The following is a 23,008-nucleotide window of genomic DNA, read 5'->3' on the forward strand; positions in this document are numbered from 1 at the left end:
AGCCATTGCGGACTGAGCCGCCGCTATGCTGCAGTCGGGTCCGGCTCTCCCTGATCCCGGTCTCGCTCGTCGAGCACCCAGCTTCGGAATGCGTCGGCATTCGCCCGGGTCGCGGCAGCCAAGGGTCCTTGGAGAAGGTAATAGCCGCAGTCCTCGAACACCGTCGTCTGTGACAGGCGCACCAGATGACCCGCTTCCAGGTCCGGGCGGATCATGGCTTCGGGGCACAAGGCCACGCCTTGTCCCGACAGCGCCGCGGCACGCAGCAGGTTGAAGTCTTCGAAGACCGGGCCGCCCTCGGCTGGCGGGTCATGCAGCCCTGCACGGGCGAACCATGTCTGCCAGCCTGCGTGATCGGTGTCGTGCAGCAGGTCCATTCGGGGGATTGCGCGGGCCGGGTCGCCCCCGGCGATGCTGGCGGCAAGTCCGGGACTGCAAACGGGAACGGAGGCTCCGGGCAGAAAGCGGTGGACCCCGGCGCTGCTGGGGGTCGGGGCGGTGCGGGCGAAGACGAAGGCGAAGTGGACATCCCCGAAGTCGATTTCCTGGCCATGCAGGGCGTAGACGATGCGTATGTCGATGTCCGGATGCTCGTCTCGGAACCTGCCCAGCCGCGGGATCAGCCAGCACACGGCCACGGACGGGATCGCTGCGACAACAAGGGGGCGATGGGTTCCGGAGCCTCTTGCCTGACGGCAGGCCGTGTGGATTGTATCGAATGACAGCGAAAGACTGCGCGCGAGCTCCTTGGCATGGCGCAGCGGCCGCAGGCGGTTGCCATCCCGGATGAACAGCGGGCCGCCGAACCAATCCTCAAGCGACCTGATCTGGTGGCTTATCGCGCTCTGCGTGACGAACAACTCGTCAGCCGCGGCGCGGAACGATCCGGTCCGGACGACAGCCTCGAAGACACGCAGGACGTTGAGCGGTGCAGGGGTCGCCATTCGCAGGCCGCATGAGATTTTCTCACCTTCGGATGAGAAACCCTCTTTTGACAAGCGCGGGATTTCCGTTCGACTGTCGGGGCGACCTTCGAGGGATCATGGCGGATGGAACGCGAACGGCTTCAGAACTATGCCGGCAACGGCACCCCGGCGCAGCCCACCTTCACCGCCGGGGAAATGCAGCGGCGCCTGGATGCCATCCGCAAGGCGATGGCAGCGCGCGAGATCGACGCGGCGTTGTTCACCAGCTATCACAACATCAACTATTACTCGGACTTCCTGTATTGCCAGTTCGGCCGCCGCTATGGCCTGCTGGTCGATCATGACATCATGACCTCGATCAGCGCGGGAATCGACGGCGGCCAGCCGTGGCGACGCACCTTCGGCGGCCGGAACCTCACCTATACGGACTGGCAGAAGGACAACTACTTCCACGCCATCCGCCGGTTGACCGCCGGGGTCCGCAGGCTGGGGATCGAATTCGACCATGTGAACATTGACCTGCTGCATCTGCTCAAGTCGGAATTCCCCGGCATCGAGTTCGTCGACATCGCCCAGCCCGCCATGCAGTTGCGGATGATCAAGTCGCCCGAAGAGATCGAGCATATCGAAAAGATGGCCCGGATCGCCGATCTCGGCGGTGCGGCCGTGTTCGAGGCGGCGCAGGTCGGCGTCCCGGAACACGAGGTCGCGCTGCATTCGACCGCCACGATGGTGCGGGAAATCGCCCGTGTCTGGCCCCATGCGGAACTGATGGATACCTGGACCTGGTTCCAGTCGGGCATCAACACCGACGGCGCCCACAACCCCGTCACCTCGCGGCGGATCGACCGCGGCGACATCCTGTCGTTCAACTGCTTCCCGATGGTGGCGGGCTATTACGTCGCGCTGGAACGGACGCTTTTCGCCGAAACCGCGACGGACGAACATCTGCGGCTGTGGGCCTTCAACTGCCGCGTCCATGACCGGGGCAAGGAGCTTCTGGTCCCCGGCAACAGCTGCGCCGAGATCGCCCGGGAGTTGAACGAGCTTTATGCCGCCGAGGACCTGCTGCAATACCGCAGCTTCGGCTACGGCCACAGCTTCGGCGTCCTTTGCCATTACTATGGCCGTGAGGCCGGGCTGGAGCTGCGCGAGGATTGCGACACGGTGCTGGAAGCCGGAATGGTGGTCAGCATGGAGCCGATGATCGCCATTCCCGACCAGCTGCCGGGGGCCGGCGGCTACCGGGAACACGACATCCTTGTCATAACCGAGACCGGCAACCGCAACATCACCGGCTTCCCTTACGGCCCCGAACATCTGATCGTCGGGGCGAGCAAGCCAGCACCCGCCGCCCAGACGGCACTCGCTGGCGCCGGGCAGACGGTCTGACACCCATGCGGCGGTGCCGGGTCCTGCCCGCATCGCCGCATGGTCCGAGAACGCCCCCGCAGAAGGGGCATCCCGCCAGAGAATCTGGCGCCAAGCCGAGGAAAGACAACAGCCAACAGGGATCGGACTGATGAAAACGGCTCTGATGATGTGACCGCCCCCCGACGGCATCTGATGTGCCAAGGTGGGTCTGCAACGATCCACAAAGGGGAGCGGTCATGTCGGAGATTATCACGGTCGGGCTCGATCTGGCGAAGAATGTATTCCAGGTGCATGGAACTGACGGCGCAGGACGAGCCGTTCTGCGCAAGAAGATACGGCGAGGGCAGGTGCTGGAGTTTTTCAGCCAGCTGCCCTCTTGCGTCGTGGCGATGGAAGCCTGTGGCGGCGCTCACTTCTGGGGCCGGGAAATTGGCAAGCTGGGGCATGAGGTGCGGCTGATCCCGCCGGCCTATGTGAAGCCGTTTGTGAAGCGCCAGAAGAATGACATGGCGGACGCCGAGGCCATCTGCGAGGCGGCTATGCGACCCACCATGCGCTTTGTTCCGGTCAAGAGCGAAGAGACGCAGGGCGCGGCAATGGTCTTCCGGGTCCGGGAGTTGCTGATCCGGCAGCGCACGCAGGCGATCAACGCATTGCGCGGCCATCTGACCGAGTTCGGTCAGATCGTGCCACAGGGAGCGGCCAACGCTGCGCGGCTGATCGCGATCGTGGAGGATCCGGATGGCGCTCTCCCTGCTGATGCCGTCCCCACGCTGAAGGCTTTGATCGCGGCACTCACGCATCTGGAGGCAGAGATCAGGAAGCTCGATGCCGAGATCGCCCGGCGCGCCAAGGAGAATGACGTCGCCCGGCGACTGATGACGGTGCCGGGCATCGGGCCGCTGATTGCCACGGCCATCGCTGTTCTGGCGCCGCCACCCGAGACGTTCCGCAAGGCACGCGACTTTGCCGCCTGGCTTGGTCTTGTGCCTCGGCAGCATTCGACCGGCGGCAAGCAACGTCTCGGAGCAACGACCAGAATGGGCGAACGATCCCTGCGACGCCTGCTGATCATTGGCGCCAACAGCGTGGTGATCAAACGTAACGTTCACAAGGAAGCGCAGCCCGGAACATGGCTGGGCAGCCTGCTGTTGCGCAAGCCACCGATGCTGGTGCGGGTGGCTTTGGCGAACAAGATGGCGCGGATCGTCTGGGCCTTGATGGCTCGGGGTGGCATCTACCAATCTCCGGTCGCAGCGGCGTAAGCCGCCGCAGATCGCGAGGACGTCGGAGCGGAAGAGGGCAAGGAGCAGTTTGGCGCAACAGTTGTGAGACGGGATCGGGAAAACCAGTGTGCAACAGAGTGCCTATGAGCACGCGGCTTTGATCTGGACCCGACCTTCGAACACCATACGGGCCCTGCGGCATGGATCGCGCCGCATCATGAGGCCGGACACATGTCAGCACCCGACAACGCGCCAAGATCAGCTTCAAAATCCCTCTTGCGCTTGGGGCGGTTACACATGTTGCACAAATCCCTTCAGTGACTCATGTCGTGAGTCAGCATGGTAGCTGGTCGACATGAGCAAACCCACACGCCTGACCTACAAGACCAGGAACTGGCCGGCCTACAATGAAGCGCTCAAGCGCCGTGGCTCGCTGACGATCTGGTTCGACCCCGAGATGAGCTGGGAGGCGGCTGCGACAGGTCGACGTGGCCGACAGCAGACCTACAGCGATGCCGCCATCCAGACTTGCCTTTCCATGAAGGTGCTGTTCGGCATGGCATTGCGGCAGACGGCAGGGTTCGTCGAGAGCCTGCTTCGCCTGATCGGCCTCGACTGGACGGTGCCTGACTTCAGCACGCTGTCGCGGCGCCAGAAGACCCTGGCCGTCAACATCCCGTATCGGGGCTCCAAGGGACCTCTGCACCTGCTGGTCGACAGCACCGGGATCAAGGTCGAAGGCGAAGGCGAGTGGCACGCCCGCAAGCATGGCGGCCCGAAGCGGCGTATCTGGCGCAAGATTCACATTGGGATCGACGAGGAAACGCTAGAAGTCCGGGCCATCGAGATCACCGGGAGCCACATCGGTGACGCCCCGGTCCTGCCAGATCTGCTCAACCAGATCCCGGCGGACGAGGAGATCGGCAGCGTTACGGCTGACGGTGCCTACGACACCCGCAAGTGCCACGATGCGATCGCCGACCGCGGCGCTCACGCCGTGATCCCGCCCCGCAGGAACGCAAAGCCATGGAAGGCTGTCACGGCCGGGGCCGCGGCGCGCAACGAGGCTCTGCGATCTGCGAAATACCTGGGCCGCACGCTTTGGCGAAGATGGAGTGGATACCACCGCCGGAGCCGCGTCGAGACGAAGATGCATTGCGTGAAACTTCTGGGGCAACGCCTCATGGCGCGGGACTTCGATCGTCAGGTCGCCGAACTTCAGGTCCGGATTGCCGTCCTGAACGGCTACACCGCGCTCGGCATACCCGTCACTGAAGCTGTGGAATGAGTCTGTCCGGGGAAAGGGGGAACAACGGCCATCAGACCATTTGTGCAACATGTGTAACCGCCCCAAGCGCAAGAGGGATTTTGAAGCTGATCTTGGCGCGTTGTCGGGTGCTGACATGTGTCCGGCCTCATGATGCGGCGCGATCCATGCCGCAGGGCCCGTATGGTGTTCGAAGGTCGGGTCCAGATCAAAGCCGCGTGCTCATAGGCACTCTGTTGCACACTGGTTTTCCCGATCCCGTCTCACAACTGTTGCGCCAAACTGCTCCTTGCCCTCTTCCGCTCCGACGTCCTCGCGATCTGCGGCGGCTTACGCCGCTGCGACCGGAGATTGGTAGATGCCACCCCGAGCCATCAAGGCCCAGACGATCCGCGCCATCTTGTTCGCCAAAGCCACCCGCACCAGCATCGGTGGCTTGCGCAACAGCAGGCTGCCCAGCCATGTTCCGGGCTGCGCTTCCTTGTGAACGTTACGTTTGATCACCACGCTGTTGGCGCCAATGATCAGCAGGCGTCGCAGGGATCGTTCGCCCATTCTGGTCGTTGCTCCGAGACGTTGCTTGCCGCCGGTCGAATGCTGCCGAGGCACAAGACCAAGCCAGGCGGCAAAGTCGCGTGCCTTGCGGAACGTCTCGGGTGGCGGCGCCAGAACAGCGATGGCCGTGGCAATCAGCGGCCCGATGCCCGGCACCGTCATCAGTCGCCGGGCGACGTCATTCTCCTTGGCGCGCCGGGCGATCTCGGCATCGAGCTTCCTGATCTCTGCCTCCAGATGCGTGAGTGCCGCGATCAAAGCCTTCAGCGTGGGGACGGCATCAGCAGGGAGAGCGCCATCCGGATCCTCCACGATCGCGATCAGCCGCGCAGCGTTGGCCGCTCCCTGTGGCACGATCTGACCGAACTCGGTCAGATGGCCGCGCAATGCGTTGATCGCCTGCGTGCGCTGCCGGATCAGCAACTCCCGGACCCGGAAGACCATTGCCGCGCCCTGCGTCTCTTCGCTCTTGACCGGAACAAAGCGCATGGTGGGTCGCATAGCCGCCTCGCAGATGGCCTCGGCGTCCGCCATGTCATTCTTCTGGCGCTTCACAAACGGCTTCACATAGGCCGGCGGGATCAGCCGCACCTCATGCCCCAGCTTGCCAATTTCCCGGCCCCAGAAGTGAGCGCCGCCACAGGCTTCCATCGCCACGACGCAAGAGGGCAGCTGGCTGAAAAACTCCAGCACCTGCCCTCGCCGTATCTTCTTGCGCAGAACGGCTCGTCCTGCGCCGTCAGTTCCATGCACCTGGAATACATTCTTCGCCAGATCGAGCCCGACCGTGATAATCTCCGACATGACCGCTCCCCTTTGTGGATCGTTGCAGACCCACCTTGGCACATCAGATGCCGTCGGGGGGCGGTCACATCATCAGAGCCGGCTCGCTCCCGAACATGCCACGTCCGAGCGGGGAAAAAGCGACGAAGGCCACGCCCAGTTCCCTGCAGGCCTGGATCAGGCCAAGCTGCGGCAGGCGCGTCCAGAGCGAGAATTCGTTCTGCACCGCGGTCACCGGATGCTCGGCATGGGCGCGGCGCAGGGTCGATGGCGCGACCTCGGAAAGACCATAGCCGCCGATCTTTCCCTCCTCGACCAGCCTGCCCATCGTTCCGGCCAGATCCTCGATCGGGATCTCGGGCTGGTGGCGGTGGATGTAGTAGAGATCCACATGCTCGCGCCCGAGCCGCCGCAGCGAGGCTTCGAGACACTGGCGGATATAGGCCTCGTCGTTGCGCACCGTCCGCGGCGGCCCGGTGACGATGCCGCATTTGGTGGCCAGGTGGGTGTCCCGGCGCCCCCACTTGCCCATGATCCGTTCCGACAGGCCCATGCCGTAGATATCGGCCGTGTCGAAATGGGTGATGCCGGCCTCCATCGCCGCGTCGAGGCAGGCCAGCGAGGTCGCCTCGTCCGTGGGACCGAAGATCCCGCCAAAGCTCATGGTGCCGAAGCCGATGGCCCCGACATCACGGTTGCCGAGCCGTTTCTGTTCCATCTGCCCCCTCCTGTGCCGCGGTGCGGCAGAGAAGCGCGCCCGGTCGTGGGGGTCAAGGACGGCAGGACCGAAACCACCGACAGGGCCTTTGCTTCAGAAGGATGTCGCCATCATTCCGCAGCGCCGGGCATCGTGAAAAGGGGGCAGCCAGCACGCCCTCAAATGGCTTCTCATCCGGAAGGCGCCAATGCGGAGAGCCGGGGCGGCTCAGCAGATCGCCAGCCCTGCCTGCCTGCCGGGACAGGGCTATGCCGCGCCCTCCACCTCGGCCTCGGCCGGGGCAGGGGGCAGGCTTTGCAGGATCATGGGGTCGGGCGACAGCCGGATGCCCTTTCCGCGCAGTGCGGCGTCGATACGGGCGAAGATCTCGGCCCGGCATGCGAGTTCGCGGTCGTGGCGCGGCACCCAGTATTTTACCCGGTAGGTGATCCCCGCCGGGCCATAGCTGAAAACCTGCACCTCGGGCGGCGAGCCGGTCGTCATGGGGCGCATCGCAACCAGCGCCTCGTCGATCATCGCCCGCGCCTCGGCGACCGGCAGGTCTCCGGGCAGGGTCAGTTCGACATGGTCGCGGTATTCTTGGCGGGGGGCACTGAAGTTGGTGATCCGCTGGCGCGAGATCTGGCTGTTGGGCAGGATCACATAGGTGCTGTCACGGGTCACCAGCCGCGTCGTGCGCCAGCCGATCTCCTGCACTCGGCCTTGGGCAAGCGTTTCGATCCGGACCCAGTCGCCGATGCGGAAGGGCGCCTCGAACCCCAGCGCCAGCCCCGAGAAGACGTCGGCCACGACGTTGCGGACGGCAAAGCCCAGCACCGCCAGCACCAGCCCCGAGCCGGTCAGGATGCCGGACAGATTCTGCCGGAAGATCAGCGACAGGCTGGCCAGCGTCGCCAGGGCGAACAGCACCGCCCGCAGCAAGTCCAGCGCCACCTTGGGCACCGGGCGCTTGCCCCTGGGCCGCTCGACCAGCCGATTGAGCGCCAGCAGGTAGAACAGGTGCACCCCCGCAAAGAGCGCAAGCGAGATGAGCCCCCTTTGCAGGGGGCTGCTCAGCCAGGCGAGACCCAGTTCCGCCGGCAGCAGGGCGACCAGCGGCTTGGCAAGGACGGCCAGCAGGGTCAGGGCGATGAAGGTGACGAGGGCAGAGCGGCGCTGCGTGCGTGAAGGGATCAGGTCAGCCCTGGTCAAGGCAGTCCTCGATCGTGGCACGAACGGGCAGTTGGCCGAAGGGCGTGCGGCAGAGGGGGCAGCGGTGCGCGGCGGCGCGGGGCACGCGGTTGCCGCAACGGGAACATTTCGCAGGAGGATAAGGCAGTTTCACGGGGTCACCTGTGGTTGCAGAAGGACGGATACGAGCAATCACCCCGACCGCGTCCGCTGCAGGCCGCAGCTATCGCGATCGGGGTGGAACATGCGCCTTATCACCGCGCAACGATCCCGCAGGTCTGCCCATGCGCCTCACCCTTGTTCCAGTTCGTGAAAGATTCAGGCCCTGTGGCCCGTTATAATTGATATAGTTATAAAATATTTAATTTCAACAGGTTGCTTTGAAGCGTGGAACGAGTGTCCGGCCGCTACCCCCCGTCTTGCCGGAAGGGCAGGTCGCCCGCAGGACGGTAGGGGCAGCCTGCGTGGCAACAGTGGAAAGCATGGCCCGGAACATCCGGCTGCGCCTGGTCGGATGCTGTCCGATGACGTGTTGTAGCTGGTCGTCACCGTGATGTCTGGCGCGCGCCTGCTTGATCAGGATGCTGCAGCGGGCAGACTGATGACAGGATCAGCCCGCATTGCCCTGATCGTTTCCAGCGCCATGCAGCGGGCGCGCTGGACGGCCCATTCATCGTTCCGTTCGCGCAACAGTGCGCCGACGGAACGGATGATGGCACCATCGTTCGCGGGTGAGGTCACCCGCATCCGCAGCCTGATGGACAGCTCGACGACCACGGTGATCCTGCAATAGGTCCAATTGCCGGTGGTGCTAGTGCGATGATGGAACTCCGCTCACGGGCGCACCGTGCGAGGCTGGCCGGTGAGCATCCAGGCGCGGCGCGAGAACTCCACCCGAACGCATGCAAGGCATTCAACAGCAGAGCCGCGTCCACCGGGCCGGGGGCCGGGCTGCTTCAGAAGGGCAGGACGGAACTGGCAGGCCCGGCCAAAAGCGGCCCCGGTGTCCTTTGCAGCACTTGAAGGCGGCGACCTGAGCAGCGTGGGACACCCTGCAGATGGACAACCCATCGGTGGAAGAACACCTCGCCGCGGTGACATGGAGGCGACGCGCGCCTTCCAGCCCGTCCGACTGGCCCCGCGGGGGAAGAACCCTCTGGACCTGTGCCACATGACGGCAGGTGAATTTTCTTGCCGCCATGCAACTTGGCGCACATTCTGAGATGGAAGCCAGTTGAGAGGGCGATATGTCTGACTCGTATCCGACCGAGGCCGCTCCGCCCCATCAGCCTGAACTGCATCGCGTCATGGGACCGAAGCTGTTGCTGCTGTTCATCGTCGGCGACATCCTGGGAACGGGCGTCTATGCCCTGACCGGCACGGTCGCGGCCGAGGTCGGGGGCGCCGCCTGGGCGCCCTTCCTTCTGGCCTTCCTGGTCGCGACCATCACTGCCCTCTCGTATCTGGAACTGGTGACGCGCTATCCGCAGGCGGCCGGGGCCGCGCTTTACGCGCATCGCGCCTTCGGCATTCATTTCCTGACATTCCTCGTGGCCTTTACCGTGATGTGTTCCGGCATCACCTCGGCCTCGACCGCGTCGAATGCCTTTGCGGGCTTCCTGAACGACGGCTTCGGGCTGGGCTTCCAGAAGGGCAGCGCCGGTATCCTGCTGGTCGCCTTGGGCTTCATGGCGCTTGTGGCGGCGATCAACCTTCGCGGCGTCGGTGAAAGCGTCAAGGCGAATGTCGTCCTGACCTGCGTGGAACTGACCGGCCTGCTGATGATCATCTTCGTCGGCTTCTATGCCATGGCGCAGGGCCGGGCGGATTTTTCCGAAGTGATGGTCTTTCAGTCCTCCGAGGAAAAGGGCGCCTTCCTGTCCCTGACCGCCGCCACCGCTCTGGCCTTCTTCGCGATGGTCGGCTTCGAGGATTCGGTCAACATGGCCGAGGAGGTCAAGGACCCGGTCCGCATCTTCCCGCGCATCATGCTGACGGGGCTGGCGATCACGGGCGTCATCTACATCCTTGTTTCGATCTGCGCCGTGGCTCTGGTGCCCGTGGGTGATCTGTCGGATCCGAACAAGGGCTCTGCCCTGACGCAGGTGGTGCGCGCAGGGGCGCCGAACCTGCCTTTCGATACGATCTTTCCCTTCATCGGGATGTTTGCGGTGGCGAACTCGGCGCTCATCAACATGCTGATGGCCAGCAGGCTCATCTATGGCCTGGCGCGCCAGGGGGTTCTGCCGCACGGCCTCGGGCTGGTCCATCACCGCCGGCGCACGCCCTGGGTTGCGATCCTTTTCACGACGGCGCTGGCCTTCGGGCTGATCTATTTCGTCGTCACCCGATCCGACCTGCCCGCCGTCAGCCTGCTGGGGGGAACCACGTCGCTGCTGCTGCTTTGCGTGTTCACGGTCGTCAACATCTCGCTGATCGTGCTGCGCAAGCACCCGGCCGGCCATGCCCATTTCCGCGCGCCCATGATCACGCCCTGGATCGGCGCGGCGACCTGCGCCTTCCTGGTCGGTCCTTGGGCAAGAAGCGCGGCGCAGATGGACCAGTATCGCATCGCCGGGTGGCTGCTTGCCATGGGCCTGCTCCTCTGGGCGGCAACCTGGCTGTGGAACCGGGTGCTGCGCAAGAAGCCTTCTCCGGGCAGCATGGGCGATGTGGAGCAGATGCGAGAGCATCACGGCGACGCCCCGAGAAACTGATTGTAAGCAGCTGAACGCTACTCCGCTGCGTGGACGCTGATCATCGACGATAGTTCGCCAGATCTGTTTTGCTTCGTCTGACCAGTGTCGGGTGTGCTGCGAAGTGGATTTCCGTCCTGGTTGCGCCGCCGCCGGGATTGGCATCGGCTGGCTGAGACAGGCTGATCAGGCGTCTGCCCGCCGGGCGACGAATGCGGCCTGGTGCTGTTGCAGAAGCCCACATAGCGGCCGATCGAGGCCCCGGTCCCGGAGACGCTGCCGCAGGGGCGCCGGGACACCTTCTCGTATTTCGCTGCGCGGTCCTTCGGTTCACCGTCCGCCAGCGCCGCTCGACGAAGGCGTTGCCGCGCCCTCGGCGTATGGGCCGACCCCCTGCCGTCCATGCTGATGGCGACCCTGGCGTTCTTCAGCGCCGTGATGAACGCCACACCGGTGAACTGCGAGCCCTGGTCGCTGTTGAAGATCTCCGGTCGGCCGGAGCGGCCGAGCGCGTCCTTCAGGGTCTTGATGCAGAAGTCCGGTGACCGCGTGATCGCCAGCCGTCAGGCCAGGACCTTGCGGCTGAACCAGCCGAGGACGGCGGTCAGGTGGACAAAGCCCCTCGCCATCGGAATGGAGGTGATGTCCATCGCCCAGGCCTGGTCTGGCCCCGTCACCGCCGGATGGCGCACCAGGCAAGGAGAGATCTTGTGGCCCGGCGCCGGGGCTTTGACGTGTTCGGGCGCCAGAGCGCCGGGCTCGCCATCCCCTTCCTCAGCGGGCAGACGTGAAGCCGGCCCGGTTCGTGTTCCTCCGCCCGCAACAGGCCCTTCAGCATCCGGCTGCCCGCGAAGGGATGCTCAGGATGAAGGGCGACGATCCGGCGCATGAGCGCGGGATCGGCGGCCACGGCAGGCCGCGGCAGGTAGCAGGCGCGGCCCCCGGCTGATCCCGGGCACCTTCGCCTTGCGGCTGACGCCCAGCCCATGGTCGCGGTCGATCATCGGCCTGCGCCCGGCAGCAGACCGGCCCCGGCCCGAGCGCGCCGGACAAGAAATCCTTCCCCGGCGTCAGCTCGCCGCTCTTCGCGTGCAGCGTGCTCACCTCCACCGCCGATGCCGGATCCACCGCGGCCGCCCCCCCGCGCCCCGGACACCCCGGAGGCGCCGTCCAGGCGCTGCCTGCGCCACTGCGTGGCCCGGGTCCGGATGCACGTCGAACTGCCCGGCCAGTCCGGCCAGCGTCTTCCTGCCCCTGATGGCGGCCAGCGCTGCCTGCGCCTTGAAAGCCGGGCGGTGGTTCCGGCCCGGTCGTCTGCTCATGGCCTCTCCCCGCCCCCGGCATCATGCCGAGGACGCCCGGATGATCCACTCACCCCCCTATGCAGATTGCCCGAGCCGGATCTCCTGACTCCAGCCATAACTCGCGGATGAACAGGACAGGTGCGTGAAGGCCTTTGCTCTCTTCGACCAACGCATTCTTGACCTCTCGCGCCCACCATCATGTTCTGGCTATGAAGCGTGACAAGGCGCTTTCGGGGGAAAGAACATGCTGCCACTGCTTCTGACCTATGACGGATGCAGGCATCTGCTAAGCTGGCCGGGAGCGATCGATGCTTTGCGCGAAGGGCACCGGCTGCCTCGTCCCCAGCAGGGAGATGTGCTTCTTGGCAGCGATAAGGGCCAGCTTCTGAACCGCGCTGCCTGGATCAAGGGACTTGGCTTTGCAATCAAGGGCGACAGCGTGTTCCCCGGGAACGCGCGGGCGGGAATGCCTTCGATACAGGGAGCGGTGCTGCTTTATGATCCCCGCCATGGCGCCGTGCGGGCGGTGATCGAGAGCAGGCTTGTCACCCAGTACAAGACAGTCGCGGACTCGGTCCTGGGGGCGCAGTGTCTCGCGCGCCTCGACAGCCGCCACCTGGTCATCATCGGCGCCGGGATGGTCGCATCGACCCTCGCGCAAGCCTATGACGCGATGTTCCCGGACCTTGAGCGCATCTCGATATGGTCCCGGCGGCCCGAGCAGGCGCATGCCCTTGCCGCGACGCTTGGCAGCCTCGGGGCCGCGGTGGCAGCCGTCACCGATCTGCCCGAAGCGCTGCGGACGGCGGACATCGTCTCGGCCGCGACCATGGCGCGGGAGCCTGTCCTGCTGGGAAAATGGGTTCGGCCCGGTACGCATGTGGACCTGGTCGGGGCCTTCACGCCAGAAATGCGCGAAGCGGATGACGCGATGATCGCGGCTTCGCTGGTTTATGTCGATTACGTCGACACGGTCGTGGACCGGATCGGAGAGTTGATGCAGCCGATCCGATCCGGCGCCATCACCCGCGGGCATGTTCGCGGCGACCTTTACGACCTGGTCGCGGCCAACGATTCCAGCCGCCAGTCCGCCGACCAGATCACCCTGTTCAAGAACGGCGGCGGCGCGCATCTGGACCTTATGATCGCCGATTACGTCCTCAATGCCGTGACGGCAGCCGAGGCGCCGGCTGGGGCCGCGCAGGACGGGGCGCAGCCTCACCGCGCGAGTGGCTGAGCCGAGGTCAGGCGGGCCGAGGGCTCAAGTCGAAGCAGGTCCGGTTGTCGGCGATGTCGCGCTGCATCCGGTCGAGTATCCAGGTGACAAATTTCTGCGTCGCAGAGGACAGCGGTTTTCGCTTTGGGGCAATCAGGTGGATCGACTTTCCCGTGCAGTAGCCGAGGTCGCCGACGCGCCGCAGGGCGCCCGACTGCATCTGGTCCATGACGAGGTGCACCCAGCCCAGTGCGATACCCTGGCCCAAGGCCGCCGCGCCGATCGAATTCAGCGCGTCGCTGAAGACGAAGGTCTCGCTCACCATGTCGCAGGGCAGCCTGTTCGCGGCCAGCCACTCGTGCCAGCTGCAGCGCACCCTGTTCTTCTCGCGGACATGGATCAGCTTCAGGTCCTGCATGTCGCAGGCCGGCAGGTCGGTGCAATGCCGCTCGATGTATGAGGGGGCCGCCACGGGAAAGATGATCTCGGGGGTCAGCGGCCAGTTGTGCAGGTCGTTCCAGCCTCCGTCCCCCAGCCGGGCCGACAGATCTATGCCGTTGGTGAACAGGTCCATGTCATCATAGGTGCTTTCCTCCAGGGACAGCCTGATCTCGGAATGAAGCTCGCTGAATTCGCTCAGCCGGGGCAGCAGCCACAATTGCAGGAACGAGGCCGAGAAGGCTGCGCGCACGACCTCGTGCCGGTCTGTGCGCCGCATCGAGGTGATCGCGGCATGAAGCGCGTCAAAGGCGCTTTCGGTCTCGTGGTAAAGGCGCTTGCCTTCGGGCGTGAGCTCCAGCCGCATATGGTTTCGGTGGAACAGCTTGAACCCCAGCGCGGCCTCGAATTGCCGGATCGTCTTGCTGACCGCGGGCTGCGAGACGTTCAGTTCGGCCGCTGCGGCCGTGAAGCTGCCGCGGCGAGCGGCGGCCTCGAATGTGAACAGGTAGTTGGCGGAAGGGATGTAGGCTCTGACCCGATGCATAACTTCAGGTTATGCGGACCGGAACCCGTAAGCAACTGCACCGACGCGGCCCGTCGGCCTAGCGTTCCAGGCAAGAAGATGTGAGGTGCAGATGCAGAACCATGCGCGCGCGGTAGTGATCGGAGGCGGCTGCGTCGGTGCCGGCATCCTTTATGGCCTGACCAGGCGGGGATGGACCGACGTGGTCCTGCTCGAGCGGACGCAACTGACCGCTGGATCAACCTGGCACGCTGCCGGCCTGATCCCCAGCTATGCGCGCGACCGCTCGATCGGGATCATGATCCAGAAGTCGATCGAGATCTACGAGGGGCTGGAGGCCGAGACCGGCATGCCTGTCGGCTGGCACAAATGCGGTCAGTTGCGGCTCGCCAAGTCGGCCGAGCGGCTGAACGAATACCACAGCTACATGGATGTCCACCACAATCAGGGCATCCGCGCCGAGATGCTGGACGCACGGCGGGTCAAGGAACTCTGGCCGCTGCTGCGCGACGACGAGGAGATGCTGGGCGCGCTCTACCACCCGGACGACGGGCATATCGCCCCGGCCGACGTGACCATGGCGATGGCGCGGGGTGCGCGGGACCGCGGCGCGAAGATCCATCAGAACACCGAGGTCAGGTCGGTCAGCCGCACCGCCACGGGCGAATGGAAGGTCGTGACCAGCCAGGGCGAGATCCTGTGCGAGCATGTGATCTGCGCCACGGGCAACTATGCGCGCCAGACCGGCGCCATGTTCGGGCTGGAGATCCCGGCGATCCCGATCATCCACCAGTACTGGATCACCGAGGCGGTGAACGAGATCCGGCAGCGGAAGGAAGCCGGCCTGCCCGAGATGCCGATCCTGCGCGACGAGCGCTTCGAAGGCTATCTGCGCGAGGAAGGCGACGGGCTGATGTTCGGCCCCTACGAGCGGACCGAGCATCTGCAACTGTTCGCCGAGGACGGCGTGCCGGAATGGTTCGGCGCCGACCTGATGGAGGAGGATTTCGATTCCGTCGCGACCAACTGGGAAACCGCGATCGAAAGCGTCCCCCTGCTGGGCCGGGTGGGCATCAAGGCCAATGTCCGCGGCCCCTTCCAGATGACGCCGGACGAACTGCCGCTGATGGGCAAGGCCTGGAATGTGCCCAACCTGTGGCTGGCCGAGGGCGTTCCCGGCGGCATCCTCTGGGGTGGGGCGCTGGGCTACTACCTGTCCCAGCAGATCGTCGAGGGCGGCAACGAGATCGACACCTCGGTGCTGGAGCCGCGCCGCTTCGGCGACCATGCCAACAAGAACTGGACCAGGCCCAAGGTCCGCGAGGCTTGGGGAACCCATGCCGAGCAGCATTTCCCCGGCGAGGACCGCCCGGCCGCGCGCCCGGCCAAGACCGCGCCATCCTATGACTTCCTCGACCGCAGGGGCGCGGTCTGGGGCGTCCTGAACGGCTGGGAACACCCGAACTGGTTCGCTCCCGAGGGCGTCGAGCAGAAGAACCAGTACAGCTGGCGCTGGACCGAGAAGGGGCGCTATGTCGGCCAGGAGGTCAGGGCGGTGCGCGAGGCCGCCGGCATGGTCGAGATGACCTTCATGGCCAAGTTCGACGTCTCGGGCCCGGGCGCCGCGGCTTGGCTAGACGGCATCCTCGCCAACAGGCTGCCGAAGGTGGGACGCGCGAATCTCACCCACATGCTGACGGATCGCGGCACGGTGCTGGCGGAATATGTCTTGGCCCGGCTGGAAGAGGACCGGTTTTTCTTGGTGGGCACGCCTTCGGCCGAACGCTACTACTTCGATGAGCTGGCGCGGCGGCTGCCTTCGGACGGATCGGTCGCGCTGCGCAATGTCAGCAACGAACGGGCCGGCCTTGCCGTCGTCGGGCCGAAGGCGCGCGAGATCCTCGCCCCCCTGACCGGGCAGGGGCTGGAGAATGCCGATTTCCCGTGGTTCGGCGTGCGGAACGTCAATCTCGGCCTTGCCAGCGACGTGCAGATGCTGCGCGTCAACTACGAGGGCGAGTTGGGCTGGGAAATCTATTGCCCGATCCAGTACCAGCGCGGCCTGATCGAGATGATCCACGCCGAAGGCCAGAAGCACGGCATGCGGCTGGTCGGCACGCAGGCGCTGGAATCGCTGCGGCTGGAAAAGTCCTACCGCTCGATGTTCCGCGACATGAACGGGGAACTGACGGCATGGGAAAGCTCGCTCGACCGTTTCATTGCGATGGACAAGGGCGATTTCACCGGCCGCGCGGCGCTGGAGGGTGCCAAGGCGGCCGGTGTCGCGCAGCGGACCGTCACCGTCAGCATCCCGGCGGAAGACGGAAGCGTCTGGGGCGGCGAAAGCCTGTTCCATGAAGGCCGGTTGGTTGGCCGCCTGACCTCTGGCGGTCATTCCTATACCTTCGGCCATGACATCGGAATCGCGCTGGTCCCGGTCGAACTGGTCAAGGTCGGGCAGAGCTTCGACCTGACGGTGCTTGGGGCACCGCGCAAGGCCACGCTGATCGACGAAAGCCCCTACGACCCCACGTCCGCGCGGGCGCGGGTGTGACAATCCGGATACGAAAGGGAGTTGTTCGATGAAGGTTCTTGTGCCTGTGAAGCGGGTGATCGACTACAACGTGAAGGCGCGGGTGCGTGCGGACGGGTCGGGGGTTGATCTGTCGAACGTGAAGATGTCGATGAACCCCTTTGACGAGATCGCGGTCGAGGAGGCGATCCGTCTGAAGGAGAAGGGGGCGGCGTCCGAGATCGTGGTGGTGTCGATCGGGGTGAAGCAGGCGGCGGAGACGATCCGCACGGCGCTGGCGATGGGCGCCGACCGCGGCATCCTGGTGGTGGCCGCGGACGACGTGCACCAGGACATCGAGCCCCTGGCGGTGGCCAAGCTGCTGAAGGCCATCGTCGCCGAGGAGCAGCCGCGACTGGTGCTGATGGGCAAGCAGGCGATCGACAACGACATGAACGCCAGCGGCCAGATGCTGGCGGCACTGCTGGGCTGGGCGCAGGCGACGCAGGCCGGCAAGCTGGAAGTCGAGGGCGGGAAGGCCACCGTCACGCGCGAGATCGACGGCGGGCTGCAGGTGATCGAGGTGCGTCTGCCCGCGATCGTGACCGCCGACCTGCGGCTCAATGAGCCGCGCTATGCGAGCCTGCCCAACATCATGAAGGCGAAGAAGAAGGAACTCGTCGAAAAGACCGCCGGTGACTACGGCGTGGACGTCTCGCCCCGGCTGACGGTGGTCAGGACCGCCGAGCCCGAGGGGCGCAAGGCGGGGGTCAAGGTGGCCTCGGTCGACGAGCTGGTGTCGAAACTCAAAGCTGCGGGGTGGTGTGATGGCGGTGCTGCTGCTGGCCGAGATGGCCGAGAACGGGCTGAACCGGGACGCGACGGCCAAGGCCGTGACGGCGGTGACGCCGCTTGGGGACGTGACCGTGCTGGTCGCGGGCGAGGGCGCGCAAGCGGCCGCCCGGGAGGCCGCGAAGATCGCGGGCGTGGCGAAGGTGCTGGTGGCCGAGGACGCGGCCTATGCCCACCGCCTGGCCGAGCCGATGGCGGCGCTGCTGGTGGAGCTTGCGCCGCAGTTCAGCCACATCGCCGCCCCGGGCACCACGGATGCCCGCAACGTCCTGCCGCGGGCCGCGGCGCTTCTGGACGTGATGGTGATCCCCGAGGTCAGCCGGATCGTGGACGCCGACACCTTCGAGCGCGGGGTCTACACCTCGGCCGCGATCCAGACGGTCAAGTCCTCGGACCCGGTCAAGGTGCTGACGGTGCGCATCGCCAGCTTCGACGCGGCGGGCGAGGGTGGCTCGGCCCCGGTCGAGGCCGCCGCTGCCGCCGCCGACCCAGGGCTGTCGGCCTGGGTCGAGGACCGGGTGGCGGCCTCGGACCGCCCCGAGCTCACCTCGGCCAAGCGCATCGTCTCGGGCGGGCGGGCGATCGGGTCCAAGGAGAACTTCGCCCTGATCGAGGCCCTGGCCGACAAGCTGGGCGCCGCCGTGGGCGCCTCCCGCGCGGCGGTCGATTCGGGCTATGCCCCGAACGACTGGCAGGTGGGCCAGACCGGCAAGGTGGTGGCGCCCGAGCTTTACATCGCCGCCGGCATCTCGGGCGCGATCCAGCACCTCGCGGGCATGAAGGACAGCAAGGTCATCGTCGCCATCAACAAGGACGAGGAAGCCCCCATCTTCCAGGTCGCCGACTACGGACTGGTGGGGGACATCTTCACCGTGCTGCCGGAGATGACAGACCGGCTCTGATGCGCGAGGCTGAGCCTTGCCGGGCCTCTGACGGGGGAAGGCATGAATCCAGACCAACCGGAACATGGTGAATGACTCACGCTCACACGTCTGACCCGCAGGGCTTCATCCGGATCGAGAACCTGGCGAAGCGGTATGGCAGCCACACCGTTTTCCAAGGGATCAGCTTCGACGTCCACAAGGGCGAAGTTCTCGCCATCATCGGTCCCAGCGGCTCGGGCAAGAGCACGCTGCTGCGCTGCATCAACTTCCTTGAAACCCCGGATGCGGGCAGGATCACCGTTGCCGGGAACCGGGTGGATGCCGGCGGGCCGATCAATGCCGCGCAATGCCGCAAGCTGCGGTCGCGGGTGGGGATGGTCTTCCAGTCCTTCAACCTGTTCCCGCATCTCAGCGTCATCGACAACATCGCCCTTCCCCAGCGGCGGGTGCTCGGGCGTTCCGCAGCCGAGGCCCGGCAGCGGGCGGCGGAACTGCTGGAACGGGTCGGGCTGGCCGACAAGGCCGACAGCTACCCGGCCCGCTGTTCCGGCGGCCAGCAGCAGCGCATCGCCATCGCCCGCGCCCTCGCGCTGGACCCCGAGGTGATGCTGTTCGACGAGCCCACCTCGGCCCTGGACCCCGAATTGGGGCTGGAGGTCCTGGCGGTCATGCGCGAACTGGCGGCAAGCGGGATGACCATGATCGTCGTGACCCACGAGATGAGCTTCGCCCGGAACGTCTCGGAAAACGTCATGATCATGGCGGACGGCAAGATCCTGGAACATGGCCCCTCGCGCGAGGTCATGGACGATCCGCGGCACGAGCGCACCCGGCGCTTCCTCAGGGCGGTGACGGACCGATGACCGAGACGTTTCGGATTCTGCTGCAGGGACTGCCCGTCACCATCGCGCTGACGCTGGGCGCCTTCCTGCTGGGCGCGGCGCTTGCCGTTCCCCTGACCGCGATGCGGGTCGCGGGCAACCCGGTGCTGCGGTTGCTTGCCGCATTCCTGATCCAGTTCGTCCGGGCGGTCCCGCCGCTGCTGTGGCTGTTCCTGATCTTCTTCGGCATCGGCATGACCTTTGTGCCGGTCGATCCCTTCCCGGCGGCCCTGATCGGGCTGACCCTGATCGCTGCCGCCAACCTGGCCGAGATCTATCGCGGCGCCCTGTCCTCGATCCCCAGGGGCCAGTGGGAGGCAACCACCGCCTTGGGCATGGGGCGCGCCTCGACCCTGGCCGAGATCATCATGCCTCAGGTCTTCCGCGTCGCCTTGCCCAGCGCCGCGACCTACCTGATCGGCCTGATGAAGGAAACCGCCATCGCCTCGACCATCGGGGTGTCCGAACTGGTGTCCCGCGGCAACCAGGTGACCCAGCTGACCTCGCGCGGGCTCGAGACCTTCGCGGCGGTGGGCCTGCTGTTCATCGCCCTCAGCCTGCCGCTGGCCTGGGCATCGCGCAGGCTGGACCGGGCGCTGAGAGAGAAGGTGGCGCGCTGATGTTCCCGACCCAACAGGAATGGGCATCATGGATGCCGCAACTGCTGACCGGCCTCAAGGTCAGCCTGCAGGTCGCTGGCGCCAGCATCGCTATCGGCCTGGTTCTGGGGCTGGCGCTGGCGCTTGGGGTGATGTCGCGGCGGGCGTGGGTGCGGGCGCTGTCGCTGCTGGTGGTCGAGATCGGGCGCGGCGCCCCGGCGCTGGTGCTGCTTCAGTTCGTCTATTTCGGACTGCCGAACGCCGGCCTGACCCTGGGCAGCTTTGCGGCCTCGGTCGTCGCGCTGGCCTGGAACACCGGCGCCTATACCAGCGAGATCATCCGCGCCTCGATCCAGGCGATCCCGCAGGGCCAGCGCGAGGCCGCCCTGGCCCTGAACCTCAGCCCCCGGTCCGAGATGATGGACGTGATCCTGCCGCAAGCGATGCGGATCGCGCTGCCGCCGCTTCTGGGCTTCGCGATCCTGATCTTCCAGGGCACGACGCTGTGCTTCACCATCGCGCTGCCGGAACTGGTCAGCCGCGCCTACAACATCGGGTCGAACACCTTCCGCTATCTGCCGGCAATCGTGGCTGCGGGCAGTCTTTATGTCGCTATCTGCCTTCCGGCCAGCGCCATTGTCAGCCACATGGAGCGCAGGGCGTCCAGACATGCCACATCATGATCCAACAAGCGAGGTAACGAGGATGACGTCTTTCAAGCATTTGCTGATCGGCGCGGTCGGGCTGGCCATGGCCGGCAGCGCGAGCTTCGCGCAGGACTGCCCGACCGGGCTCGAGACGGTCAGGGAGGGGACGCTGACCGTCGCCGTCACGACCTTCGCGCCCTACAGCTTCATGGATGCCGGCAACCAGCTGAGCGGCATCGACGGCGACATCGTCAACGCCATCGCCGAGAAGCTCTGCCTGACGGTCGCGCCGCTGGTCGTCGATCCGGCGGCGGCGATCCAGTCCGTGATCGCGGGCCGCGCCGACCTGACCACCGGCGACTGGTACCGGACGGTCGAGCGGTCGCGGGTCATGTCCTTCAGCGACCCGATCTATCTGGACAGCATGGGCATCTATTCCCGGTCCGGCACCGCGAAGGTCGAGGACCTGGTCGGGCAGAAGGTCGGGACCGTGCAGGGCTATCTGTGGGTCGCCTCGCTGCAGGAACTGCTGGGCGATGACCTTCAGCTTTATCCCAGTTCGGTCAATCTTCAGCAGGACCTGAAGTCGGGGCGGATCGACTTTGCGGTCGATGGCGCGGCGCCCGGCCAGATCGCGATGCAGCGGGGCGAGATGGGTGATCTCAAGGTGGCAATCTCGGAACCCGACGAGCGTGTGCCGGCCTCGATCCAGCCCGCGCAGGTGGGCTTCCCGATGAACAGGAATGCCGACGGCCTGGTCGAAGCCGTCAACGGTGCTCTCGCGCAGCTGAAGGAAGATGGCAGGATCGTCGAGTTCCTCGGCAAGTACGGCCTTGGACCCGAGTTCGCCGAGGTGGGCGAACCGCGCCTGGTCGAGTGAACAGCGGCTGCCTGCCATCCCGGCAGGCAGCCTTTTCCATCCCGAGAGTTCTCCCCGATCCAAGGCTCACGAAATCCTTGGCGGACCGGGCATGGGCGAGCCGCACGATATCCTGCTCGGATGCGCGGCGCTGACGGTGCAGTCAGCCCTGAGCAGAAACTGGATCATCGGTCTTCCCACGAGGAGAAAGCAGCCAATGACTGTGCAGGTCTTTCCGCGCAGGGCAGGAAAACGCGTCGGCAGCATCAGCACCCCGAGCGGCGTGCAGGGCACCATGCCCCGCTGCCCCCTTGCCAGTCGGCCGGAGGTGGAAGTCCCGAACCCCCCATGTCCTTGCTGGGCACGATCAGGTCGATCAGCCCATCACGTCCAGATGCGCCGGCAGGGGCAGTTGCAGCAGGACGCCGGCTACGTCCGGGTCTGGGTTCATCTCGCTCAACAACTCGGCCACCTCGGCCTGCATCGCCTTCGCGGGCAGGCGGTGATGCAGGCTGCAATGCCAACCTCGTGGCAGTTGCGGATCTTTTTGCGAACATCGGATCTCCGATGCCGCGTCGTTGCCGACCAGAACCACCGCCAACTTGGGGGCGCTGCCGGGCAGAGCTGTCACCCGTTGCGCAACAGACCGCGTGATCGAGGAGGCAAATGCCTTCCCTTTGAGGGGTTCAACCATGTTCCAGGGTCCTGCGGGAGGGTCAGATACAGCCGCTGCAGGATCGTTGCCGCACCGCATCTCCCAGATAGCGGATCAGTGTATTGAGGTCATGGACAGGCAGCCCGGTCCGGTCCTGTATCGCGGCCGCATAGGGAGGCAGGTCCGAGCATTCGAGCAGGATCGCGCAAAGGTCAGTGGTCTCGGCCTGCATCCTCGCAGCGACGCCCAGGACCTCGGCCTCGATGGCCGCACTGTCGAGCGCACCCTTTTCCTCGAGGATGGTGGTGCGGAACTCGCCGCAGCCTTCCATGCCGTAAATGACGCGCGGGATGTCTTCGCGGATTTGACGGGCTGCGAAGTGGCAATGCGTCAGCCGCGCGCTGTTGGCGGTGATGATGCCCACCGTGCCCCTGCAAAGGGCGTGGATCATCGGGGTTTGCAGCAGGCTCGACAGGCGACCGGGATGCCGACCGAGGCCGCGACCTTCTGCTGGAACAGAGCCATGAAGCCGCAGGCGTCGGTGATCGCCCGCACCACGCCCGCGCCTCAAGCTCCTGTGCGGCCTCGATGAAGACCTCGGCCAGCGCCGGGTTCCGCTGGTTCAGCAGGCGGTCGATCAAGGCCCCGCGAACCTCCTGGTAGCGGACGGAAAAGGGAAAGCTGGTGGGGTTGCCGACGTTTTCGGGCACGCAAGGGAAGGCAGCATCAACGATCAGGATGCCTGTGCCCGCGCCACATCAGGACTGCCGCCTGTCGCGGATCTTGCTGGCTGTCCCCCGACGTGGAAAGCTAGGGTTTGGCCCGTGCGGTCCATGCCCATGCTTTCCACGGCGTCTTCCTGAAGGGCAACAGGACCATTGCCTTCCCTCCGACGACGTACCCGTATCCCCGCGACCATA

The 23,008-nt window shown here is 65.7% G+C and carries 19 protein-coding genes and 3 pseudogenes; 12 read left to right on the forward strand and 10 right to left on the reverse strand.

The window, feature by feature from the left end; translation table 11 throughout:
- Positions 1-23: 23 nt before the first annotated feature.
- Entirely contained in the window at positions 24-944 is a 921-nt protein-coding gene (locus JGR78_RS00640; RefSeq protein WP_182804420.1) for a LysR substrate-binding domain-containing protein, read from the reverse strand.
- Positions 945-1,049: 105 nt separating this feature from the next.
- On the opposite strand from JGR78_RS00640, the gene JGR78_RS00645 reads away from it, so the two are divergent.
- From JGR78_RS00645 to JGR78_RS00655, 3 genes are all read left to right on the forward strand, one after another.
- Positions 1,050-2,318 carry an aminopeptidase P family protein gene (locus JGR78_RS00645; RefSeq protein ID WP_182804418.1) on the forward strand — a complete coding sequence of 423 codons (1,269 nt, stop codon included), beginning with the start codon at positions 1,050-1,052 and terminating at the stop codon, positions 2,316-2,318.
- A gap of 218 nt (positions 2,319-2,536) precedes the next feature.
- Positions 2,537-3,565: an IS110 family transposase gene (locus JGR78_RS00650; RefSeq protein WP_200559299.1), complete on the forward strand. Its 1,029-nt coding sequence runs from the start codon at positions 2,537-2,539 to the stop codon at positions 3,563-3,565.
- 316 nt (positions 3,566-3,881) lie between these two features.
- Positions 3,882-4,814: an IS5 family transposase gene (locus JGR78_RS00655; protein WP_200559301.1), complete on the forward strand. Its 933-nt coding sequence runs from the start codon at positions 3,882-3,884 to the stop codon at positions 4,812-4,814.
- Between the two features lie 309 nt (positions 4,815-5,123).
- On the opposite strand, the gene JGR78_RS00660 is transcribed toward JGR78_RS00655, so the two are convergent.
- From JGR78_RS00660 to JGR78_RS00675, 4 genes and pseudogenes are all read right to left on the reverse strand, one after another.
- The gene (locus JGR78_RS00660) at positions 5,124-6,152 is read right to left on the reverse strand and encodes an IS110 family transposase (protein ID WP_200559299.1); all 1,029 of its coding nucleotides are present in this window, start codon (positions 6,150-6,152) and stop codon (positions 5,124-5,126) included.
- A gap of 64 nt (positions 6,153-6,216) precedes the next feature.
- The gene (locus JGR78_RS00665; RefSeq protein WP_234450801.1) at positions 6,217-6,849 is read right to left on the reverse strand and encodes an aldo/keto reductase; all 633 of its coding nucleotides are present in this window, start codon (positions 6,847-6,849) and stop codon (positions 6,217-6,219) included.
- Positions 6,850-7,095: 246 nt separating this feature from the next.
- Positions 7,096-8,040 (reverse strand): mechanosensitive ion channel family protein, encoded by a 945-nt coding sequence (locus tag JGR78_RS00670; protein ID WP_234450802.1) that lies wholly within the window; start codon positions 8,038-8,040, stop codon positions 7,096-7,098.
- A gap of 555 nt (positions 8,041-8,595) precedes the next feature.
- Positions 8,596-8,745 (reverse strand): annotated as a pseudogene (locus JGR78_RS00675) (IS256 family transposase); the annotation flags it as partial.
- 521 nt (positions 8,746-9,266) lie between these two features.
- Here JGR78_RS00675 and JGR78_RS00680 point away from each other — a divergent pair.
- Complete coding sequence (locus JGR78_RS00680; RefSeq protein WP_234450803.1) at positions 9,267-10,736, forward strand: APC family permease; 1,470 nt, start codon at positions 9,267-9,269, stop codon at positions 10,734-10,736.
- A 161-nt stretch (positions 10,737-10,897) separates the two neighbouring features.
- On the opposite strand, the pseudogene JGR78_RS00685 reads toward JGR78_RS00680, so the two are convergent.
- Positions 10,898-12,037: pseudogene (locus JGR78_RS00685) on the reverse strand (DDE-type integrase/transposase/recombinase); the annotation flags it as partial.
- A 226-nt stretch (positions 12,038-12,263) separates the two neighbouring features.
- On the opposite strand from JGR78_RS00685, the gene JGR78_RS00690 reads away from it, so the two are divergent.
- A complete protein-coding gene (locus JGR78_RS00690) occupies positions 12,264-13,256 on the forward strand; it encodes an ornithine cyclodeaminase family protein (protein ID WP_182793472.1) in 993 nt (330 codons plus the stop codon).
- Positions 13,257-13,263: 7 nt separating this feature from the next.
- Here JGR78_RS00690 and JGR78_RS00695 read toward each other — a convergent pair whose 3' ends face one another.
- Positions 13,264-14,220, reverse strand: coding sequence for a LysR substrate-binding domain-containing protein (locus tag JGR78_RS00695; RefSeq protein ID WP_182793473.1), 957 nt, complete (start codon positions 14,218-14,220; stop codon positions 13,264-13,266).
- Between the two features lie 91 nt (positions 14,221-14,311).
- On the opposite strand from JGR78_RS00695, the gene JGR78_RS00700 reads away from it, so the two are divergent.
- From JGR78_RS00700 to JGR78_RS00730, 7 genes and pseudogenes are all read left to right on the forward strand, one after another.
- Positions 14,312-16,753, forward strand: coding sequence for an FAD-dependent oxidoreductase (locus tag JGR78_RS00700; RefSeq protein WP_182806043.1), 2,442 nt, complete (start codon positions 14,312-14,314; stop codon positions 16,751-16,753).
- A gap of 28 nt (positions 16,754-16,781) precedes the next feature.
- Positions 16,782-17,531, forward strand: a pseudogene (locus JGR78_RS00705) (electron transfer flavoprotein subunit beta/FixA family protein); the annotation flags it as partial.
- A 7-nt stretch (positions 17,532-17,538) separates the two neighbouring features.
- A complete protein-coding gene (locus tag JGR78_RS00710; protein WP_200559380.1) occupies positions 17,539-18,465 on the forward strand; it encodes an electron transfer flavoprotein subunit alpha/FixB family protein in 927 nt (308 codons plus the stop codon).
- 71 nt (positions 18,466-18,536) lie between these two features.
- Complete coding sequence (locus JGR78_RS00715; protein WP_182793476.1) at positions 18,537-19,310, forward strand: amino acid ABC transporter ATP-binding protein; 774 nt, start codon at positions 18,537-18,539, stop codon at positions 19,308-19,310.
- Positions 19,307-19,948 (forward strand): amino acid ABC transporter permease, encoded by a 642-nt coding sequence (locus JGR78_RS00720; protein ID WP_182793477.1) that lies wholly within the window; start codon positions 19,307-19,309, stop codon positions 19,946-19,948. Before JGR78_RS00715 ends, JGR78_RS00720 begins: the two co-directional genes overlap by 4 nt.
- Positions 19,948-20,610 (forward strand): amino acid ABC transporter permease, encoded by a 663-nt coding sequence (locus JGR78_RS00725; protein WP_182793478.1) that lies wholly within the window; start codon positions 19,948-19,950, stop codon positions 20,608-20,610. Before JGR78_RS00720 ends, JGR78_RS00725 begins: the two co-directional genes overlap by 1 nt.
- A gap of 22 nt (positions 20,611-20,632) precedes the next feature.
- Positions 20,633-21,454, forward strand: a complete 822-nt coding sequence (locus JGR78_RS00730) for an ABC transporter substrate-binding protein (protein WP_182805994.1) — start codon at positions 20,633-20,635, stop codon at positions 21,452-21,454.
- 66 nt (positions 21,455-21,520) lie between these two features.
- On the opposite strand, the gene JGR78_RS18525 is transcribed toward JGR78_RS00730, so the two are convergent.
- The 3 genes from JGR78_RS18525 to JGR78_RS00745 are packed head-to-tail and all read right to left on the reverse strand — an operon-like array spanning position 21,521 to position 22,539.
- On the reverse strand, positions 21,521-21,751 hold the full coding sequence (locus JGR78_RS18525; protein WP_370576553.1) for a hypothetical protein: 231 nt from the start codon (positions 21,749-21,751) through the stop codon (positions 21,521-21,523).
- Between the two features lie 58 nt (positions 21,752-21,809).
- Entirely contained in the window at positions 21,810-22,127 is a 318-nt protein-coding gene (locus JGR78_RS00740) for a tetrahydrofolate dehydrogenase/cyclohydrolase catalytic domain-containing protein (RefSeq protein ID WP_182793480.1), read from the reverse strand.
- A 22-nt stretch (positions 22,128-22,149) separates the two neighbouring features.
- Positions 22,150-22,539, reverse strand: a complete 390-nt coding sequence (locus tag JGR78_RS00745; protein WP_200559381.1) for a hypothetical protein — start codon at positions 22,537-22,539, stop codon at positions 22,150-22,152.
- Positions 22,540-23,008 lie beyond the last annotated feature (469 nt).

This window comes from Paracoccus sp. MC1862 (assembly GCF_016617715.1).
Lineage (GTDB): Bacteria > Pseudomonadota > Alphaproteobacteria > Rhodobacterales > Rhodobacteraceae > Paracoccus.